13 protein-coding genes are annotated in these 15,902 nt (G+C 61.9%); 9 read left to right on the top strand and 4 right to left on the bottom strand.

Features of this window, described 5'->3' with window-relative positions; translation table 11 throughout:
* The 4 genes from QZ213_RS11830 to QZ213_RS11845 all read left to right on the top strand — a co-directional run.
* The coding region (locus QZ213_RS11830) for an aminotransferase class V-fold PLP-dependent enzyme (RefSeq protein ID WP_291686255.1) at positions 1–1,161 on the top strand (1,161 nt) is incomplete at its 5' end.
* 391 nt (positions 1,162–1,552) lie between these two features.
* Complete coding sequence (locus QZ213_RS11835; RefSeq protein ID WP_291686256.1) at positions 1,553–3,496, top strand: PrkA family serine protein kinase; 1,944 nt, start codon at positions 1,553–1,555, stop codon at positions 3,494–3,496.
* A 19-nt stretch (positions 3,497–3,515) separates the two neighbouring features.
* On the top strand, positions 3,516–4,787 hold the full coding sequence (locus QZ213_RS11840; protein ID WP_291686266.1) for a YeaH/YhbH family protein: 1,272 nt from the start codon (positions 3,516–3,518) through the stop codon (positions 4,785–4,787).
* Positions 4,784–6,331 (top strand): SpoVR family protein, encoded by a 1,548-nt coding sequence (locus tag QZ213_RS11845; protein WP_291686257.1) that lies wholly within the window; start codon positions 4,784–4,786, stop codon positions 6,329–6,331. The genes QZ213_RS11840 and QZ213_RS11845 overlap by 4 nt, the downstream gene beginning before the upstream one ends.
* 60 nt (positions 6,332–6,391) lie before the next feature.
* Here QZ213_RS11845 and QZ213_RS11850 read toward each other — a convergent pair whose 3' ends face one another.
* Positions 6,392–6,601, bottom strand: a complete 210-nt coding sequence (locus tag QZ213_RS11850; protein ID WP_291686258.1) for a hypothetical protein — start codon at positions 6,599–6,601, stop codon at positions 6,392–6,394.
* A gap of 395 nt (positions 6,602–6,996) precedes the next feature.
* Here QZ213_RS11850 and QZ213_RS11855 point away from each other — a divergent pair, with 395 nt between their 5' ends.
* From QZ213_RS11855 to QZ213_RS27180, 3 genes are read left to right on the top strand one after another with little or no spacing between them, the layout of a single operon-like run.
* On the top strand, positions 6,997–8,271 hold the full coding sequence (locus tag QZ213_RS11855; RefSeq protein WP_291686259.1) for an acyl-CoA dehydrogenase family protein: 1,275 nt from the start codon (positions 6,997–6,999) through the stop codon (positions 8,269–8,271).
* A 10-nt stretch (positions 8,272–8,281) separates the two neighbouring features.
* Positions 8,282–8,899: a flavin reductase family protein gene (locus QZ213_RS11860; protein ID WP_291686260.1), complete on the top strand. Its 618-nt coding sequence runs from the start codon at positions 8,282–8,284 to the stop codon at positions 8,897–8,899.
* Between the two features lie 24 nt (positions 8,900–8,923).
* Entirely contained in the window at positions 8,924–9,646 is a 723-nt protein-coding gene (locus tag QZ213_RS27180) for an N-acetyltransferase (protein WP_365885063.1), read from the top strand.
* On the opposite strand, the gene QZ213_RS11875 is transcribed toward QZ213_RS27180, so the two are convergent.
* The 3 genes from QZ213_RS11875 to QZ213_RS11885 form a co-directional block, all read right to left on the bottom strand.
* Positions 9,643–10,407, bottom strand: coding sequence for an alpha/beta hydrolase (locus QZ213_RS11875; protein ID WP_291686261.1), 765 nt, complete (start codon positions 10,405–10,407; stop codon positions 9,643–9,645). The two genes, QZ213_RS27180 and QZ213_RS11875, sit on opposite strands and share 4 nt — an antisense overlap.
* 25 nt (positions 10,408–10,432) lie before the next feature.
* A complete protein-coding gene (gene yghU / locus QZ213_RS11880) occupies positions 10,433–11,311 on the bottom strand; it encodes a glutathione-dependent disulfide-bond oxidoreductase (protein WP_291686262.1) in 879 nt (292 codons plus the stop codon).
* 188 nt (positions 11,312–11,499) lie between these two features.
* A complete protein-coding gene (locus tag QZ213_RS11885; protein ID WP_291686263.1) occupies positions 11,500–13,170 on the bottom strand; it encodes an NAD(P)/FAD-dependent oxidoreductase in 1,671 nt (556 codons plus the stop codon).
* A 284-nt stretch (positions 13,171–13,454) separates the two neighbouring features.
* On the opposite strand from QZ213_RS11885, the gene QZ213_RS11890 reads away from it, so the two are divergent.
* Positions 13,455–14,588 carry a nitronate monooxygenase gene (locus tag QZ213_RS11890; RefSeq protein WP_291686264.1) on the top strand — a complete coding sequence of 378 codons (1,134 nt, stop codon included), beginning with the start codon at positions 13,455–13,457 and terminating at the stop codon, positions 14,586–14,588.
* Between the two features lie 182 nt (positions 14,589–14,770).
* Positions 14,771–15,902: acetyl-CoA acetyltransferase (locus tag QZ213_RS11895; protein ID WP_291686265.1), on the top strand; the 1,132-nt coding region annotated here is incomplete at its 3' end.

The raw sequence follows: 15,902 nt of genomic DNA on the forward strand, positions 1-15,902 counted from the left end.
GCGACCATGATGCTTGCCTCCCAGCGCACCCTCTTCGATATGCCGCGCGATATTTGCTACCTGAACTCGGCCTCCTACAGCCCGCTGCCGCTGCGGACACAGGAAGCCGCCCGCGTTGCGGTCGGGCGCAAGGGCAGACCCTGGACCCTCGACGCTTCCTTCGCAAACGAACAGCACGAGCGCGCGCGGGCTGCTGCTGCCCGGTTGATCAATGCCGATCCCTCCGACATCGCGCTGATTCCATCGATCAGCTACGGCGTTGCGACGGCGGCGAAGGTTCTGACGATCGCGCGCGGCGCTCGCGTGCTCGTTCTGGAAAACGACCATTCCTCGCCGGTGCTCGAATGGCAAACGCGGGCGGATGCAGACGGTCTTGCCGTCGAGACGATCCGCCGGCCGGAGGACGGCGACTGGACCTGCGCCGTTCTCGCGGCCATCGAACGATCAGACGCGGCGCCGGTCGGCCTTGCCTCGATCTCATCGGTGCACTGGTCGGACGGGGGTCTGATCGACATCGAGAAAGTGGGCGCGGCGCTCCGGCAACGCGAAGCCACCTTCCTGATCGACGCAACGCACAGCGCCGGCGTGCTGACGATGGATATCGAGCGTCTCGATCCAGATTTCGTGATTTTCCCGACCTACAAGTGGCTGCTCGGGCCGTACGGTCGGGCGTTTCTCTACATTGCCAAGCGTCATCAGGGCGGCATTCCCCTCGAGCAGACCTCGTTCGGCCGCCGAGACGTATGCGCCGAGAACACGGTCTATTTCGCGGATGTCAGCCACGTTCCCGATGCCCGGCGTTTTGACATGGGCGAGCGCGACCACTTCATTTCGATGGAGATGGCCTCGATCGGTATGGAAATGATGGCCGACTGGGGCGCGGCGGCCGTTGCGCGACGCTTGCAGATGCTGACGGAGCGGATCGCGGAGGGCGTGCGCGGGACCGGTGTCAGCCTGCCGGAGCCTCGCGTACGGGCGCCGCATATCCTGAGCCTTGGCTTCGAGGAAGGGATCCCGGAAGATCTCGTTGCCGGCCTTGCAAGCGAAGGCGTCTATGTCGCGGCGCGTCTCGGCCGCATGCGCATCTCACCCCACGTTTTCAACGACGAGGCCGATACCGACCGCTTCGTTGCCGCATTGGCCGGGCGACTGCGGGGCTAACTCGCCGGACAACGCGAAGCCCGCGCGGAACCGTGCGACAGCGCCGATGCCGCAGCATCACTTACCTTGTTCCCAAAGGAATGCAGATCTGGCGGCCGAGGTTCCCAATTCTCCTCAGCCTAGTTTTAGAGCTAATCTGGATGTTGCAGCGCGGTAACACCTGCAGAAATCATTTCAAAATCTCGCGACAGCGGCTCGTTCGCACAATTATTGAGCAAATTGCCTGCTTATAACCCAACGGCTGCACGCGCCATGCATTGCGTGGGTAAGTCTGTCGCGTGTTCAATTGAACCCATGTTCGGGTGCTGATTCGTGAAGGGGCCGGGCAGCGGTGATACGGAACCTTTGCCTCGTGTTCCAGTAGTCAACTAACCGCATGAGGAGAAGGATCATGTACAACGATTCTCTGTTCAACGCTTTCGCCCGCTCCTTTGAAGCTCGAAGCGAAACCGAAATGTCGATGGCGGAATATCTCGAATCGTGTCGAGGTGATCCCATGCGATATGCCAACGCCGCTGAACGGCTGCTGGCAGCGATCGGCGAACCGCAAATGATTGACACGGCCAAGGACCCTCGCCTTGGCCGTATTTTTTTGAACAGGACCATGCGGGCCTATCCGGCCTTCGCCGGATTCTACGGCATGGAAGAAACCATCGAGCGCATCGTCGGATTCTTCCGGCACGCAGCGCAAGGTCTGGAAGAGCGCAAGCAGATCCTCTATCTGCTGGGGCCGGTGGGCGGCGGAAAGTCATCGCTTGCAGAGCGGCTGAAGTCACTGATGGAGGTTCATCCGATCTATGTGCTGAAGGCCGGCGACGAACTCAGTCCGGTCTTCGAGAGTCCCCTCAGCCTGTTCGATCCGGAAACGCTGGGTCCGATGATCGAGGAAAAGTACGGCATTCCGCGTCGCCGCCTCAATGGGCTGATGAGTCCCTGGTGCTACAAGCGGCTCGAGGCCTTCGGTGGCGACATTTCGCGGTTCCGCGTCGCCAAGATCCAGCCTTCGCGCCTGCGCCAGATTGCGATCGCAAAAACCGAACCTGGCGACGAGAACAATCAGGACATCTCGTCGCTGGTCGGCAAGGTCGATATTCGCAAGCTGGAGAGCTTTGCCCAGAACGATCCCGACGCCTACAGCTATTCCGGCGGCCTGAACCGCGCCAACCAGGGCATCCTTGAATTCGTCGAGATGTTCAAGGCGCCCATCAAGATGCTGCACCCGCTGCTGACGGCGACGCAGGAGGGCAACTACATCGGCACCGAAAATATCGGGGCGGTTCCCTTCACCGGGGTCATTCTGGCGCATTCCAACGAATCCGAATGGCAAAGCTTCAAGGCCAACAAGAACAACGAAGCCTTCATCGACCGCATCTGCGTCATCAAGGTGCCCTACTGCCTGCGGGTGACCGAGGAGCAGAAGATCTACGAAAAGCTCATTTCCGGATCCGAACTCGCCTCCGCGCCATGCGCGCCGGCAACCCTGGAGACGCTCGCGCGCTTTTCGGTGATGTCACGCCTGCGCAAGCACGAGAACTCGACCGTGTTTGCGAAAATGCGGGTCTATGACGGTGAAAGCCTCAAGGAATCCGATCCCAAAGCCCGCAGCGTTCAGGAATACAAGGACGCCGCCGGCGTCGACGAAGGCATGGACGGCATCTCGACCCGGTTCGCATTCAAGATTCTCGCCGCAACCTACAATCACGACACCTCGGAGCTCGGCGCCGATCCCGTCCACCTGATGTATACGCTCGAGCAGGCGATCCGCCGCGAGCAGCTGCCCGATGAAGTCGAAAAGCGCTACCTCGAATTCATCAAGGCCGAGCTCGTTCCGCGCTATGCGGAATTCATCGGCCACGAGATCCAGAAAGCCTATCTCGAATCCTATTCGGACTACGGTCAGAACCTGTTCGACCGCTACGTCGATTACGCCGATGCGTGGATCGAGGATCAGGACTTCAAGGACCCCGATACCGGCCAGTTGCTCAATCGCGAGCTTCTGAACCAGGAGCTGACCAAGATCGAGAAGCCCGCCGGCATCGCCAACCCGAAGGACTTCCGCAACGAGGTCGTCAAGTTCTCGCTGCGGTCGCGCGCCCAGCACGGCGGCAAGAATCCGTCATGGACCAGCTACGAGAAGATCCGCGAAGTCATCGAGAAACGGATATTCTCCCAGGTCGAGGACCTTCTTCCCGTCATCTCGTTCGGCACCAAGAAGGACGGCGATACCGAAAAGAAGCACGGCGAGTTTGTCGAGCGGATGGTCGCGCGCGGCTATACTGAACGTCAGGTGCGCCGGCTCGTCGAGTGGTACATGCGCGTGAAACAGGCCGGCTAGGGCGGATGCAGCAGTGGCCATGCACATCATCGACAGGCGCCTGAATCCGGGCAGCAAAAGCCTGGAGAACCGCCAGCGGTTCTTGCGCCGCGCCAGGGCGCTGGTTCAGGGCGCCGTCAAGAAGTCTTCGCAGGACCGCGACATCAAGGATGTCCTGGAAGGCGGCGAGGTCTCTATCCCGCTCGACGGGATGCACGAACCCCGCTTTCGGCGTGAAGGCGGCACCCGCGACATGGTGCTGCCGGGAAACAAGAAATTCGTCGAAGGCGACATGCTTCCGCGTTCCGGCGAAAGCCGCAGGAAAGCATCCGGGCCCGGCGAAGGCGACAGCGAGGACGCATTCCGGTTCGTTCTGAGCCGCGACGAATTTGTCGATCTGTTCCTGGACGATCTCGAATTGCCGGACCTCGCCAAGCGCAAGCTCGCCCAGGCGGAGAGCGAGGGGCTTCGCCGCGCCGGCTATACGACCTCCGGCTCACCGGCGAACCTGTCGGTAAGCCGCACGGTGCGCCTCGCGCTGGCGCGACGGGTCGCGTTACGGCGACCTCGGCCGGAGACGATCGCCCAACTCGAGGCCGAGCTCGCCGATTGCGACGAGGCGCGCCGCGCCGCGCTGCTGGCCGAGATCGAGACATTGAAGGCGAAGATCCGGCGGATTCCGTTCATCGATCCGATCGACATCCGGTACCGCCGCTTCGAAACCGTGCCGAAGCCGGTCGCCCAGGCCGTCATGTTCTGTCTGATGGACGTGTCGGGCTCGATGTCCGAACACATGAAAGACCTGGCCAAGCGCTTCTACATGCTGCTCTACGTGTTTCTGACGCGGCGCTATCGGCATGTGGAGATCGTCTTCATTCGTCATACCGACCGTGCGGAAGAGGTCGACGAGGATACTTTCTTTCACGGGCCGGCATCGGGCGGCACCCTGGTATCGAGCGCGCTGGAGGCAATGCACGAGATCGTCAGGTCACGGTTTCGTCCCGCGGACTGGAACATCTACGCCGCCCAGGCCTCCGACGGGGACAACTCCACTTCTGACAGCGACGCCGTAAGCCGGCTGCTTACCGATAAAATACTCCCGGTCAGCCAGTTCTTTGCCTACCTCGAAGTCGGCGAGGCCGGCGGCAGCACGTTCGAGATGCCCGATTCCTCGCTTTGGACGCTATACCAGCGCCTGCGCGCCGAAGGAGCGCCGCTGTCGATCCGCAAGGTAAGCGAGCGGAGCGAGATCTTTCCGGTGTTTCACGACCTCTTTCAACGCCGTCAAAAACGGGAGAAAGCCGCGTCATGACAGCAACGACCGATCGCCTGTTCGAGGGGGCGGACTGGGACTTCCAGACCCTGCAGCGTATCCACGATGCATGCGAGGAGATTGCACGATCCGAATTGGGGCTCGACACCTACCCGAACCAGATCGAGGTCATTACCGCGGAGCAGATGCTGGATGCCTACTCCTCGGTCGGCATGCCGCTGTTCTACAAACATTGGTCGTTCGGCAAGCATTTCGCCCATCAGGAGGCGTCCTATCGCAAAGGCCTGATGGGCCTCGCATATGAGATCGTGATCAACAGTTCGCCATGCATTTCCTATCTGATGGAGGAAAATACCGCGACCATGCAGACGCTGGTGATTGCTCACGCGGCGTTCGGCCACAACCATTTCTTCAAGAACAACTATCTTTTCAAGCAATGGACGGATGCCGAGGGGATCCTCGATTATCTCGATTTTGCCAAGAATTACGTGGCGCAATGCGAGGAGCGTCATGGCCGGTTGGCGGTCGAACAGACGCTCGATGCCGCGCATGCCCTGATGTCGCACGGCATCGACCGCTATCCCGGCAAGAAGAAGCTCGATCTTCGCGCGGAGGAGAAGCGCGCGGGAGACCGCCGTCTGCACGAGGAAGGTGCGTTCAACGACCTGTGGCGAACCGTTCCGACCGGACCGATCAAGAGCCCGGAATTGCTGAACACGGAGCGGCGCCGCAATCTACTTGGGCTGCCACAGGAAAATCTGTTGTACTTCCTGGAAAAAACGGCGCCGCGCCTGCAGCCCTGGCAACGCGAGGTGCTCCGGATCGTGCGGCACATCGCGCAGTATTTTTATCCGCAGAGCCAGACCAAGGTCATGAACGAAGGCACCGCCACCTATGTGCATTACCGCATCATGACCCGGCTGCACGAACAGGGGCAGATTTCCGACGGCAATTTCCTCGAGTTCTTGCAGTCGCACACCAATGTGGTGTTTCAGCCCGAATTCGACGATCAGCGTTTCTCAGGCTTCAATCCCTACGCGCTCGGCTTCGCGATGATGCAGGACATCGAACGCATCGTCTCCAGTCCCGACGACGAGGATCGTGAGTGGTTTCCGGATATTGCCGGCACCGGCGATGTGATGGCGGTACTGCGCGACATATGGGCGAATTACCGCGATGAAAGTTTCATCAGTCAGTTCCTCAGCCCGCGACTGATGCGGCACTTGCGACTATTTCATCTGCATGACGATCCGGCGGAAAGCGCCGGCGTCCTCGTCGACGCCATTCATGATGAACGCGGCTATCGTCGCGTTCGCCGTGAATTGGCGCGGCAGTACGATGTTGGTTACATCGACGCCAACATAGAAGTGGTCGACGTCGATCTGGCGGGCGATCGCCGCCTGATGCTGCGCCATTCCGTGGTGAAAGGAGCTCAACTGAACGAGGCGGATGCCAAGCGCGTTCTTCAGCATCTGGCCGACCTCTGGAGCTATGACGTATCGCTCGTCGAAGTCGACCCCACGGACACGATCGAGAAGGAGTACGTCGTGAGCCCGCGCGAACTCGCTGCCGCCGCGGCGTAGATTGATGCGACCGACGACCCGTCTCCGGAATTCAGCGGCAGCGGATGATGCGGCGCGACCTCATTCCTTCAGCGTGAACTTCTTCCGCAGCTCCGCAGCTATCTTGTCCGCGAGCTCCTGCGCGTTTCTGGTGTGCTTCGGCGCAGTTACGACCGTCGGTCGCCAGCCGAGGATGGGATCCCTGCGCACCGATACGAACACACCGCCGATCACCAGTCTCTGAAGGATCATGTCTTCGAGTTCGGCGTCGGTTTTTGCTTCCTTTTCCACTGGATCCTGTTCTGTCGCCCGCTACATGCTGAAGCCCGAATCTGACGATTTTGGGGAAGAAAGCCCACTGTAACTCTTATGAAACCGCCTGTTTGGTGAACCGGCTCCTTCCTCCCGGCCAAATCCACCCCCCAGCGCCAATAACAGTGCCAATAGTTATTAAAGGCTTTGTGTCACCCGTTGTGAGCCGTTTGTCGTGCTTTCCGCCCCGGGCGGTGAGGCACGAAATCCTGCAGCTTTCGCGGAATATTTCGCTCGCTTTCCCCGACGGTCCCGAGCGCCCAAGCCCTCTCGCCTGCTTGTGCAAGGCCCACCCTGCCGTCTACATTGCCGGCAACGAGCAGACAGATCGCCCGAACGAGGGAATAAACGAGCTGCGCGAATGGGAGGTTGCCATGAAACACGCCTATGTGCCCCGCATGACGTCCTACAGCCTGAACCCCGAGGACGAACTCAACGATCTGCGCATGTCGGAACAGGTTCGGCCGCTCTACGACCACGTGCGGCAATTCATTCGCGAAACGGTCGATCCGATGGCGGCGGAGTTTTACCGGCTCGGCGAGAAAAAGACCGATCGCTGGAGCTTTACGCCGGGCCAGATCGAGGTGCTGGAGAAAGCCAAGGCAAAGGCCAAGGAAGTGGGCCTGTGGAATTTCTTCCTGCCGAATGCCGAGACCGGCGAAGGCCTGGGGAATCTCGACTACGCCTATATCGCAGCCGAGCTTGGCAAGAGCCCGCTGGCCTCGGAAACCATGAACTGCTCGGCGCCGGACACCGGCAACATGGAGGTGCTGGAGCGCGTCGGCACCAAGGAGCAGAAAGAGAAATGGCTCAAACCGCTCCTGAACGGCGAAATCCGCTCGGCCTACGCCATGACCGAACCCAACGTCGCTTCGTCGGACGCGAAGAATATTTCGACGACCGCAAAGCTCGTCGGCGACGAATGGGTGATCAACGGAGAGAAGTACTACATCTCCGGCCTCGGCGACCCCCGCTGCAAGATCATGATCGTGATGGTGAAGACCAATCCGGACGCGCCGCCGAGCAAGCAGCAGTCGCAGATCTTGGTGCCAAAGGACACCCCGGGCGTCGAGATCCTCGGGCCGATGCATGTGTTCGGGCACGACCATGCTCCGCGCGGCCACATGCATCTGCGCTTCAACAATGTCAGGGTGCCCAAGGACAACATGCTGCTCGGTGAAGGCCGCGGCTTCGAGATTTCGCAGGTCCGCCTCGGCCCGGGCCGCATCCATCACTGCATGCGGACGATCGGCAAGGCCGAAAAAGCGCTCGACATGATGGTGCAGCGCGGCCTGACGCGCGAAGCCTTCGGCAAGAAGATCGCCCATCTCGGCGGCAATCTTCAGATCATCGCGCAAGCCCGCTGCGAAATCGAGGCGATGCGGCTGATGGTGCTGAAGGCCGCCAAGGCGATGGACGTGCTCGGCAACAAGGAAGCGCGGATCTGGGTCAGCATGGTCAAGGCCATGGTGCCCGAGCGTGCCTGCAGGATCATAGACCAGGCGATCCAGATGCACGGGGCGACCGGCATTTCGCAATGGACCCCGCTCGCCGAAATGTACCAGGACGTGCGCCATTTGCGCTTCGCCGACGGCCCCGATGAAGTGCACTGGATGGTCGTCGGCCGCCACGAACTCAGCATGCCGTAGGCCCTGCACCATGGAATACGCCCCCAACGATCTCACCCCCCGTGAGTGCTACAAGGTGCTCACGGGATTCGTGCTGCCGCGGCCGATCGCGTGGGTGACGACGGTCGGGCCCACCGGCGTGGTCAACGCTGCACCCTTCAGCTTCTTCAACGTGTTCTGCGAGGATCCCCCGCTCTGCATGTTCGCCGTCAACCAGCGGCCCGACGGCCGTCCCAAGGACACGCAGGCCAACATCGATCGTACCGGGGAGTTCGTGGTCAACCTCGCCGATGAGCCGCTGGCGCGCGCGATGCATGACTCCAGCGGCGACTTTCCGCCCGATATCGGCGAGCCCGGCTATCTCGGCCTGAAGCTCGCGCCCTCGACCAAGATCGCCGTGCCGCGGCTTGCCGACGCGCCATGGGCGATGGAATGCAAGACCTGGAAAACCATCGATGTGAACGGCGACCGCCAGCTCATCATGGGTGAAGGCATCCACTTCCATATCCGCGACGAGTTGTGGGATGACAGCACCATGCGCGTGCACATGGACCGCTATCATCCGGTCGGCCGCATGTTCGCCGACCGCTACTGCCGGACCGACGACCGAATGGTGTTCCCGCCGGCCCAGGGAGCCCCTGGGGTCTAGCCGGTTCGCGAGACAGGAGCGCGAATGACCGACAATTTCCGCGACCACGAGGACCGCAATCGGTTCGAGCTCGATGTCGAGGGAACGACCGCCTTTGTCACCTACCGGAAATCACCGGGCGAGATCACGCTCGTGCATACCGAGGTGCCGCCGGAATTGGGCGGACGGGGGATAGGCTCGAAGCTCGGGCGTGCGACCCTTGACGCCGTGCGCGCTCAGGGACGTAAACTCCGTGTCGAATGCGACTTCATCCGGAACTTCATGACGAAGCATCCGGAATACAATGATCTGCTGGCGCCCGGCGAAGAGCAGAAAGCAGACGCCATCACCTACAAGGCCGGCTGCTTTTGCGGCGCTGTCGAACTCGAAGTGACGGGCAGTCCGGTATTCGCAGGCTATTGTCACTGCCATGACTGCCAGGCCTGGTCGGCGGCGCCGATCAACGCCTTCAGCCTGTGGAAGTCGGACAGCGTGAGGATCACCCGGGGCGAAACTGATATAGCAACCTTTCACAAGACCAAAAATTCCTACCGCAAGTTCTGCAAGCTGTGCGGCGGCCACCTCATGACCGAGCATCCACGCATGCGGTTGATCGATGTCTATGCCAATCTGTTGCAGGGCTACACGCATGAGCCGACCCTGCATGCGCATTACGGGAGCAAGATGGTTTCCGTCCGCGACGGCTTGCCGAAATACCGGGATCTCCCCGCCGATCTCGGTGGCTCCGGAGAAACGCTGGCCGACTAGCCGGCCGGGCCGGCAGGCCGATGCGCACGGAGAAACGAACGTATCTGGCGAACCGCCACCGGAATGCGCTCCTTGGGCTCCTTCCAGGGGAACATGCTCACTTCGGCCTTCGGCGCCAGCATCGCCGTCTCCATGGCAACCGCATAGGGATGGGCCGGAACATCATCAGGGAGGATCAGCACGGGCGTCTGGCAATTGCGCACGAAATCGCGCGTCACGGTGAATACGAAATCGGGGTTGGTGCGGTACATCCTGGTCAGGAATTTTTCGGCCATCTCCATCGTGATGTCGGGCCGGCGTTTGATCAGCTCCGGAGCCCAGCCCTTGATGTTGTTATCGTAGAACAGGTCGCGCATCTCCGGCCGCGACCCGCTGGGCTGCGCCAGCACGGCGGCGACGACACGATCGGGCGCTCGTTTCAGGAGATTCCAGATCAAGGGACCGCCTATGCAGAAGCCCAGCACCATGAACTTGTCGATGCCGAGATGATCCATGAGACCGAGTTGGTCGTCGGTGTGGGAATCCCAGGGACGGTCGATCTCGAGAGGGCCGCTGGACTGGCCGGGATTGGCGTTGCGCAGGTCGAAAGCGATGCAGCGGTACTCACCCCTGAACTCCTCGATGGCGTTGAAGGGCGGATAGCTGCCGGTAATGCCCGAGATCGTCGAGTTCAATCCGCCGCCGGCGATGAGCAGCAACGGGAAGCCCGAACCGGCCTCTTCGAAGTGAATGCGAACCGCGCCTTTTTCATAAGTGCCCATGGCAGCTCCCCCTCCCCCTTTTCTGTCACGTCTTGCTGGTATCTCCGATCTTGTCCTGCGTCCTGGTCTCGAAATCGCCGGCGTCATGGCGTTCGTGCAACTGGCTGGCGGGCTCGCCCCAGGTACGGTTGACCATGCGCCCGCGCTGCACCGCCGGGCGTTTGGCGATGGCGTCGGTCCAGCGCTGCACGTTCTTGTATTCCTGCACGGACAGGAACTCGCCGGCGCCATAGAGCAGTCCCTTCGCCAAACCGCCGTACCAAGGCCACACCGCGATGTCGGCGATCGAATAGCCGCCGCCCGAGAGATATTCGTTATCGGCGAGGCGCCGGTCGAGCACGTCGAGCTGGCGCTTCACCTCCATGGCGAAGCGGTCGATGGCGTATTCGATCTTGGTCGGCGCATAGGCGTAGAAATGGCCGAACCCGCCACCGAGATAGGGCGCGCTGCCCATCTGCCAGAACAGCCAGGACAGGCATTCGGCGCGCTCCTGGCCGCCGGAGGGAAGAAACGCCCCGAACTTCTCGGCGAGATGCATCAGGATCGAACCGGATTCGAACACCCTGATCGGAGTTGGCCCGCTGCGGTCCATCAGCGCCGGGATCTTGGAGTTCGGGTTGACCGCTACAAACCCGCTGCCGAACTGGTTCCCGTCGATCTTGATCAGCCAGGCGTCGTACTCCGCGCCCTTATGGCCCGCCGCCAGCAGTTCTTCCAGCATCACCGTGACCTTGGTGCCGTTCGGCGTGGCCAGCGAATAAAGCTGCATTGGATGGCGGCCGACTGGCAGCTCCTTCTCATGGGTCGGTCCTGCGATCGGGCGGTTGATACCCGAAAACTGCCCGCCATTCTCCTTGTTCCAGGTCCAGACTTTCGGTGGCACGTAGGGGGATGCTTCGGTCACTTATTTGGCTCCTGGCGGTTGTTTCGTCATGACCGGGCATAGCCGTCCGAAGAACGGCGGCGCTTCCGCGCGCCTGTGCCCCGGCCATCGACGTGTTGCGGCATGGGGAAAGTAAGGACGTAGGTGCCCGGGACAAGCCCGGGGCATGACAGGTCAGCTATCTCGGCCGCACCTGGAATATTCGGGCATCACGACGACGCGCGTTGTTGAACCGGCGGCGCCGCCACCATCGCAAACCCCTCATAGCCGTTCGCCGCGATTTCGTTGCAGATCTGGCGGTAGGCGCCGACGCCGCCAATATAGGGCATGAAGATTTGCGGCTTGCCGGGGATGTTGGCGCCCATATACCAGGAATTGGCCTGCGGATAGAGCGTGGTGTGCGCGACCTCGTTGACATGTGCCACCCACTTGTCCTCGGCGTCTGTCCTCGCCTCCATGGCATCGAGACCGCGGTCGCGCATCCAGGCGATGCAGTCGGTGATCCAGTCGACATGCTGCTCGATCGAGACGATCATGTTGGAGAGCACGGACGGACTGCCGGGGCCGGTGATGATGAACAGATTGGGAAAACCCGCGCTCATCAGGCCGAGATACGTCTTCGGCCCCTCCGCCCATTTCTGGTTCAGCGTCCGCCCATCGCGGCCGCGAATGTCGATCTTTGCCACCGAGCCCGTCATGGCGTCGAAGCCGGTCGCCAGCACCAGCGCGTCGACCTCGTAATCCTCGGCCCCGGTGCGCACGGCATTCGCCGTGATCTCCTCGATCGGATTCGACCTGATATCGACCAGGGTCACGTTCGGGCGATTGAACGTGGCAAAATAGTCCGTATCGATGCAAATGCGCTTCGACCCGATCGGATGGTTGTTGGGCTGCAGCAGTTTTGCGGTCTCGGGATCCCCAACAATCTCCGCGATCTTTTCGCGGACGAAATCGGCGGCGGTGTCGTTGGCCGCCTTGTCGATCGCGAGGTTATTGTAGACTGACATAAAGGTGAGACCGCCGCGGTTCCAGCGCGCCTCGTATTTCGCGCGCCGTTCGTTGTCGCCATCGTCCAGCGCGCCGCGGTCGGGCAACTCGGTATAGATGCCGTTGCGCGCCTCCTCGCGCGCGAAGCGCCGGATTTCCGGATATCTGGCGCGGAACGTCTCGCGCTCCTCCGCCGTCAGCGGCGCATTGCGGGCCGGAATCGAGAAATTCGGGGTGCGCTGAAACACTGTGAGCCGGCTCGCCTGGCGAGCGATGATGGGCACCGACTGGATCGCCGACGAGCCCGTTCCTATCACGCCGACGCGCAGGCCCGTGAAATCGACCGGCTCATGCGGCCAGTGGCCGGTGTGATAGACCTTGCCCTTGAAATCCGACAGGCCCTTGATTTCGGGCATCCGCGCATTCGACAGACAGCCGGTGGCAAGCACGACGTATTTTGCGGTGACGGTCTTGCTATCGGACGTCGTAACCGACCACAGGCTGGTACTCTCATCGAAGGCGGCGCGATCGACGCGGGTGTTGAGCTGAATGTCGGAACGCAGATCAAACCGGTCGGCGACATGGATGGCGTATTTCAGGATCTCGGGCTGCGGCGCGTAGCGCTCGCTCCAGTTCCATTCCTGCTGCAATTCTTCCGAGAACGAATAGGAATATTGCATGCTCTCGACGTCGCAGCGGGCGCCGGGGTAACGGTTCCAGTACCAGGTGCCGCCGACGTCCCCGCCCTGCTCGTAAACCCGGACCGAAAAGCCCTGCCCGCGCAGCCGGTGCAGCATGTACATGCCGGCAAAACCTGCGCCGACCACGACGGCATCGTAAGCCTCGGTGGCTGCAGCGGAGTTGTTGCCGGAAACGGATCGCAAGGCGGACATTCGAACTCCCAAGGATTTTCTACTATCGCCGGCCAGCATTCTACCGGTGCCCCGAAAGCGCAAGAGACAAAACGGCAGGCCGGGGACCACATATTTTGCCGTACGGAATGCGCCGCAGCCGGCACCCGGCGCAGCCCGTTTCCTGACGTCTCCACGCAAGATTTGGCATGGCAAACCGGCTTGGCTTCGGTGCCCGCGATGGGCTAGCGTCGCCTGAGCATTTTTGCATTCAAAACGAACAACGAGCAGCGCCGGAAAGGCCGCCAGCGGGAGCGAACACAGCCATGAAATCGCCGATCTGCGACATGCTGGGAATAGAATTTCCCCTGCTCGCCTTCAGCCATTGCCGCGACGTGGTTGCCGCCGTCAGCCGCGCCGGCGGTTTCGGCGTGCTGGGCGCCACCGTGCACACGCCCGAGACCATCGAGCAGGAACTGAACTGGATCGACGATCACGTCGACGGCAAGCCCTATGGGCTCGACGTGCTGATCCCCGAGAACATCTCGACCGCGGGCGAGAAGGATGTCACCTGGAAGAGCCTGGAATCGCGGATCTCGAACGAGCACCGCGACTTCACCCGCAACCTGTTGAAGAAATACGGCATCGAACTGACGACGACGGAAGTGCCGAAGAATCAGCCGCAGCCATTCGATGCGGAATGCGCCCTGGAGGTTCTCGACGCCTCGTTCCGCCACCCGATCCGGCTGATCGCGAATGCGCTCGGCGTGCCGCCGAAGGCAATGATCGACATGGGCAGGAAGCACGGCGTCCCGGTGGCGGCGCTGGTCGGTGCCAAGGAGCATGCGCTGCGTCAGGTCGCGGCTGGCGTCGATATATTGGTGGTGCAAGGCACCGAGGCCGGCGGCCATTGTGGCGAAGTCTCTACCATGGTGCTGGTGCCCGAGGTGATCAAGGCGATCAAGAATATCCGCGACGTGCCGGTGCTGGCGGCGGGCGGCATCATGACCGGGCGCCAGATGGCGGCGTGCATGGCGATGGGCGCGGCCGGGGTATGGACCGGCTCGGTGTGGCTCGCCACCGTCGAATCTGAAACATCGGAAATCTTCCGCGAGAAGATGATCGCGGCCTCCTCGCGCGACGCCATCCGCTCCAGGGGCCGCACCGGCAAGCCCGCGCGACAACTGCGTTCGATCTGGACCGATGCCTGGGACCGCGGGCCCGACAGCCCCGGCGCGCTGCCGATGCCGCTGCAGAGCATCATCAGCCGCGACGCCTTCAACTCGATCGATCGCGCCGCGGCGAGCGGCAATGCTCAGGCGCGCGACCTCGTGAGCTACTTCGTCGGACAAGGGGTCGGCCTGATCGACAGCGTGAAATCCGCAGGCGCCGTGGTGCAGGAATTCAAGGAAGATTTTGTCGAGGCGGTCGAACACATGAACGCGCTGGTGGCGGAGTAGAGCGATCCCTCATGGTGAAAGTTTGTGAGTATTACTCCGACCTCATCCTGAGGAGCGCGTTCTTCATGCGCGTCTCGAAGGATGGCCACGAGTCCATGCGTTGCATCCATCCTTCGAGACGCGGCCGAATGGCCGCTGCTCAGGATGAGGTCAGTCTGTGTTGAGAAAGCGAAAACAAGAAAATGCCGAACCCAACTGCTCCCGCTTCCGACGACCGCATTCCCGTCATCGTGGGCATCGGAGAAATCGTCGATCGCCCGAAAGAAATTACCGAAGGCCTCGAACCCCTCATCTTGCTGGAACAGGCGCTGAGGCGCGCGGAAGCGGACAGCGGCGCCAGGCTGCTGGGCGAGATCGGCTCGCTCGACATCGTCAATTTCCTGAGCTGGCGTTACCGCGATCCGGAAATCCAGCTTGCGGGCCGTCTCGGTATCAAGCCGAAGCACGCCTATTACGGCCCGGTCGGCGGCGAAAGCCCGATCCGTTATCTGCATGAGGCCGCCCAGCGCATCGCGCGCGGCGAGTGCGACGTCGCCGCGGTCTGCGGCGCGGAGGCGCAGTCCACCGCCACCAAGGCCGACCGGGCCGGCGTCGGACTGCCATGGACGCCGTTCGCCCATGATGTGCCGGAGCCGAAGCGTGGCGCGGCGTTCCAGAAGCCGATGGCGGTCAAACTCGGCGTGTTCAGGCCGGTCACGGTTTATCCGTTTTACGAAGCCGCCACCTCGGCGCATTGGGGCCAGACCCCGCGCGAGGCGATGGCGGAATCCGGCGAATTATGGTCGCGCTATTCGGAAGCAGCCGCGCAAAATCCCAATGCCTGGCTGAAGCGGCGTTTTACGCCGGAGGAAATCACGACGCCGACGCCGGACAACCGCCTGATCGCGTGGCCCTACACCAAGCTGCAGGTGGCCAATCCGACCGTCAATATGGGCGCGGCACTGCTGATGACCAGCCTCGCCAAGGCGCGTGCGGCCGGCATCGCCGAGGATCGCCTCATTCACGTCTGGGGCGGCGCATCGGCGGAAGAGCCGCGCGATTATCTGATCCGCGACCAGTTCTTCCAGAGTCACCCGCAGAACGCCGTGCTCAGGGCAGTGATGGATCTCGTCGGCGGCGACGGCAGGGCGTTCGACGCCATCGAACTCTACAGCTGCTTTCCCTGCGTGCCAAAAATGGCGCGGCGGACGCTGGGCCTGGGCCCCGATGTGCAGCCGACAGTGACCGGCGGGCTGACGTTCTTCGGCGCGCCGCTCAACACCTACATGACGCACGCGGCCTGCGCGATGGTGCGCAAGCTGCGCGACGGCGCCA

This window comes from Bradyrhizobium sp. (assembly GCF_017881085.1).
Classification (GTDB): domain Bacteria; phylum Pseudomonadota; class Alphaproteobacteria; order Rhizobiales; family Xanthobacteraceae; genus Bradyrhizobium.

Excerpts from the sequence above, each read along its gene's own strand:
- QZ213_RS11835 (WP_291686256.1), top strand. The coding sequence starts at position 1,553 with ATGTACAACGATTCTCTGTTCAACGCTTTCGCCCGCTCCTTTGAAGCT.
- QZ213_RS11840 (WP_291686266.1), top strand. The coding sequence starts at position 3,516 with ATGCACATCATCGACAGGCGCCTGAATCCGGGCAGCAAAAGCCTGGAG.
- QZ213_RS11845 (WP_291686257.1), top strand. The coding sequence starts at position 4,784 with ATGACAGCAACGACCGATCGCCTGTTCGAGGGGGCGGACTGGGACTTC.
- QZ213_RS11855 (WP_291686259.1), top strand. The coding sequence starts at position 6,997 with ATGAAACACGCCTATGTGCCCCGCATGACGTCCTACAGCCTGAACCCC.
- QZ213_RS11860 (WP_291686260.1), top strand. The coding sequence starts at position 8,282 with ATGGAATACGCCCCCAACGATCTCACCCCCCGTGAGTGCTACAAGGTG.
- QZ213_RS27180 (WP_365885063.1), top strand. The coding sequence starts at position 8,924 with ATGACCGACAATTTCCGCGACCACGAGGACCGCAATCGGTTCGAGCTC.
- QZ213_RS11875 (WP_291686261.1), bottom strand. The coding sequence starts at position 10,407 with ATGGGCACTTATGAAAAAGGCGCGGTTCGCATTCACTTCGAAGAGGCC.
- QZ213_RS11885 (WP_291686263.1), bottom strand. The coding sequence starts at position 13,170 with ATGTCCGCCTTGCGATCCGTTTCCGGCAACAACTCCGCTGCAGCCACC.
- QZ213_RS11890 (WP_291686264.1), top strand. The coding sequence starts at position 13,455 with ATGAAATCGCCGATCTGCGACATGCTGGGAATAGAATTTCCCCTGCTC.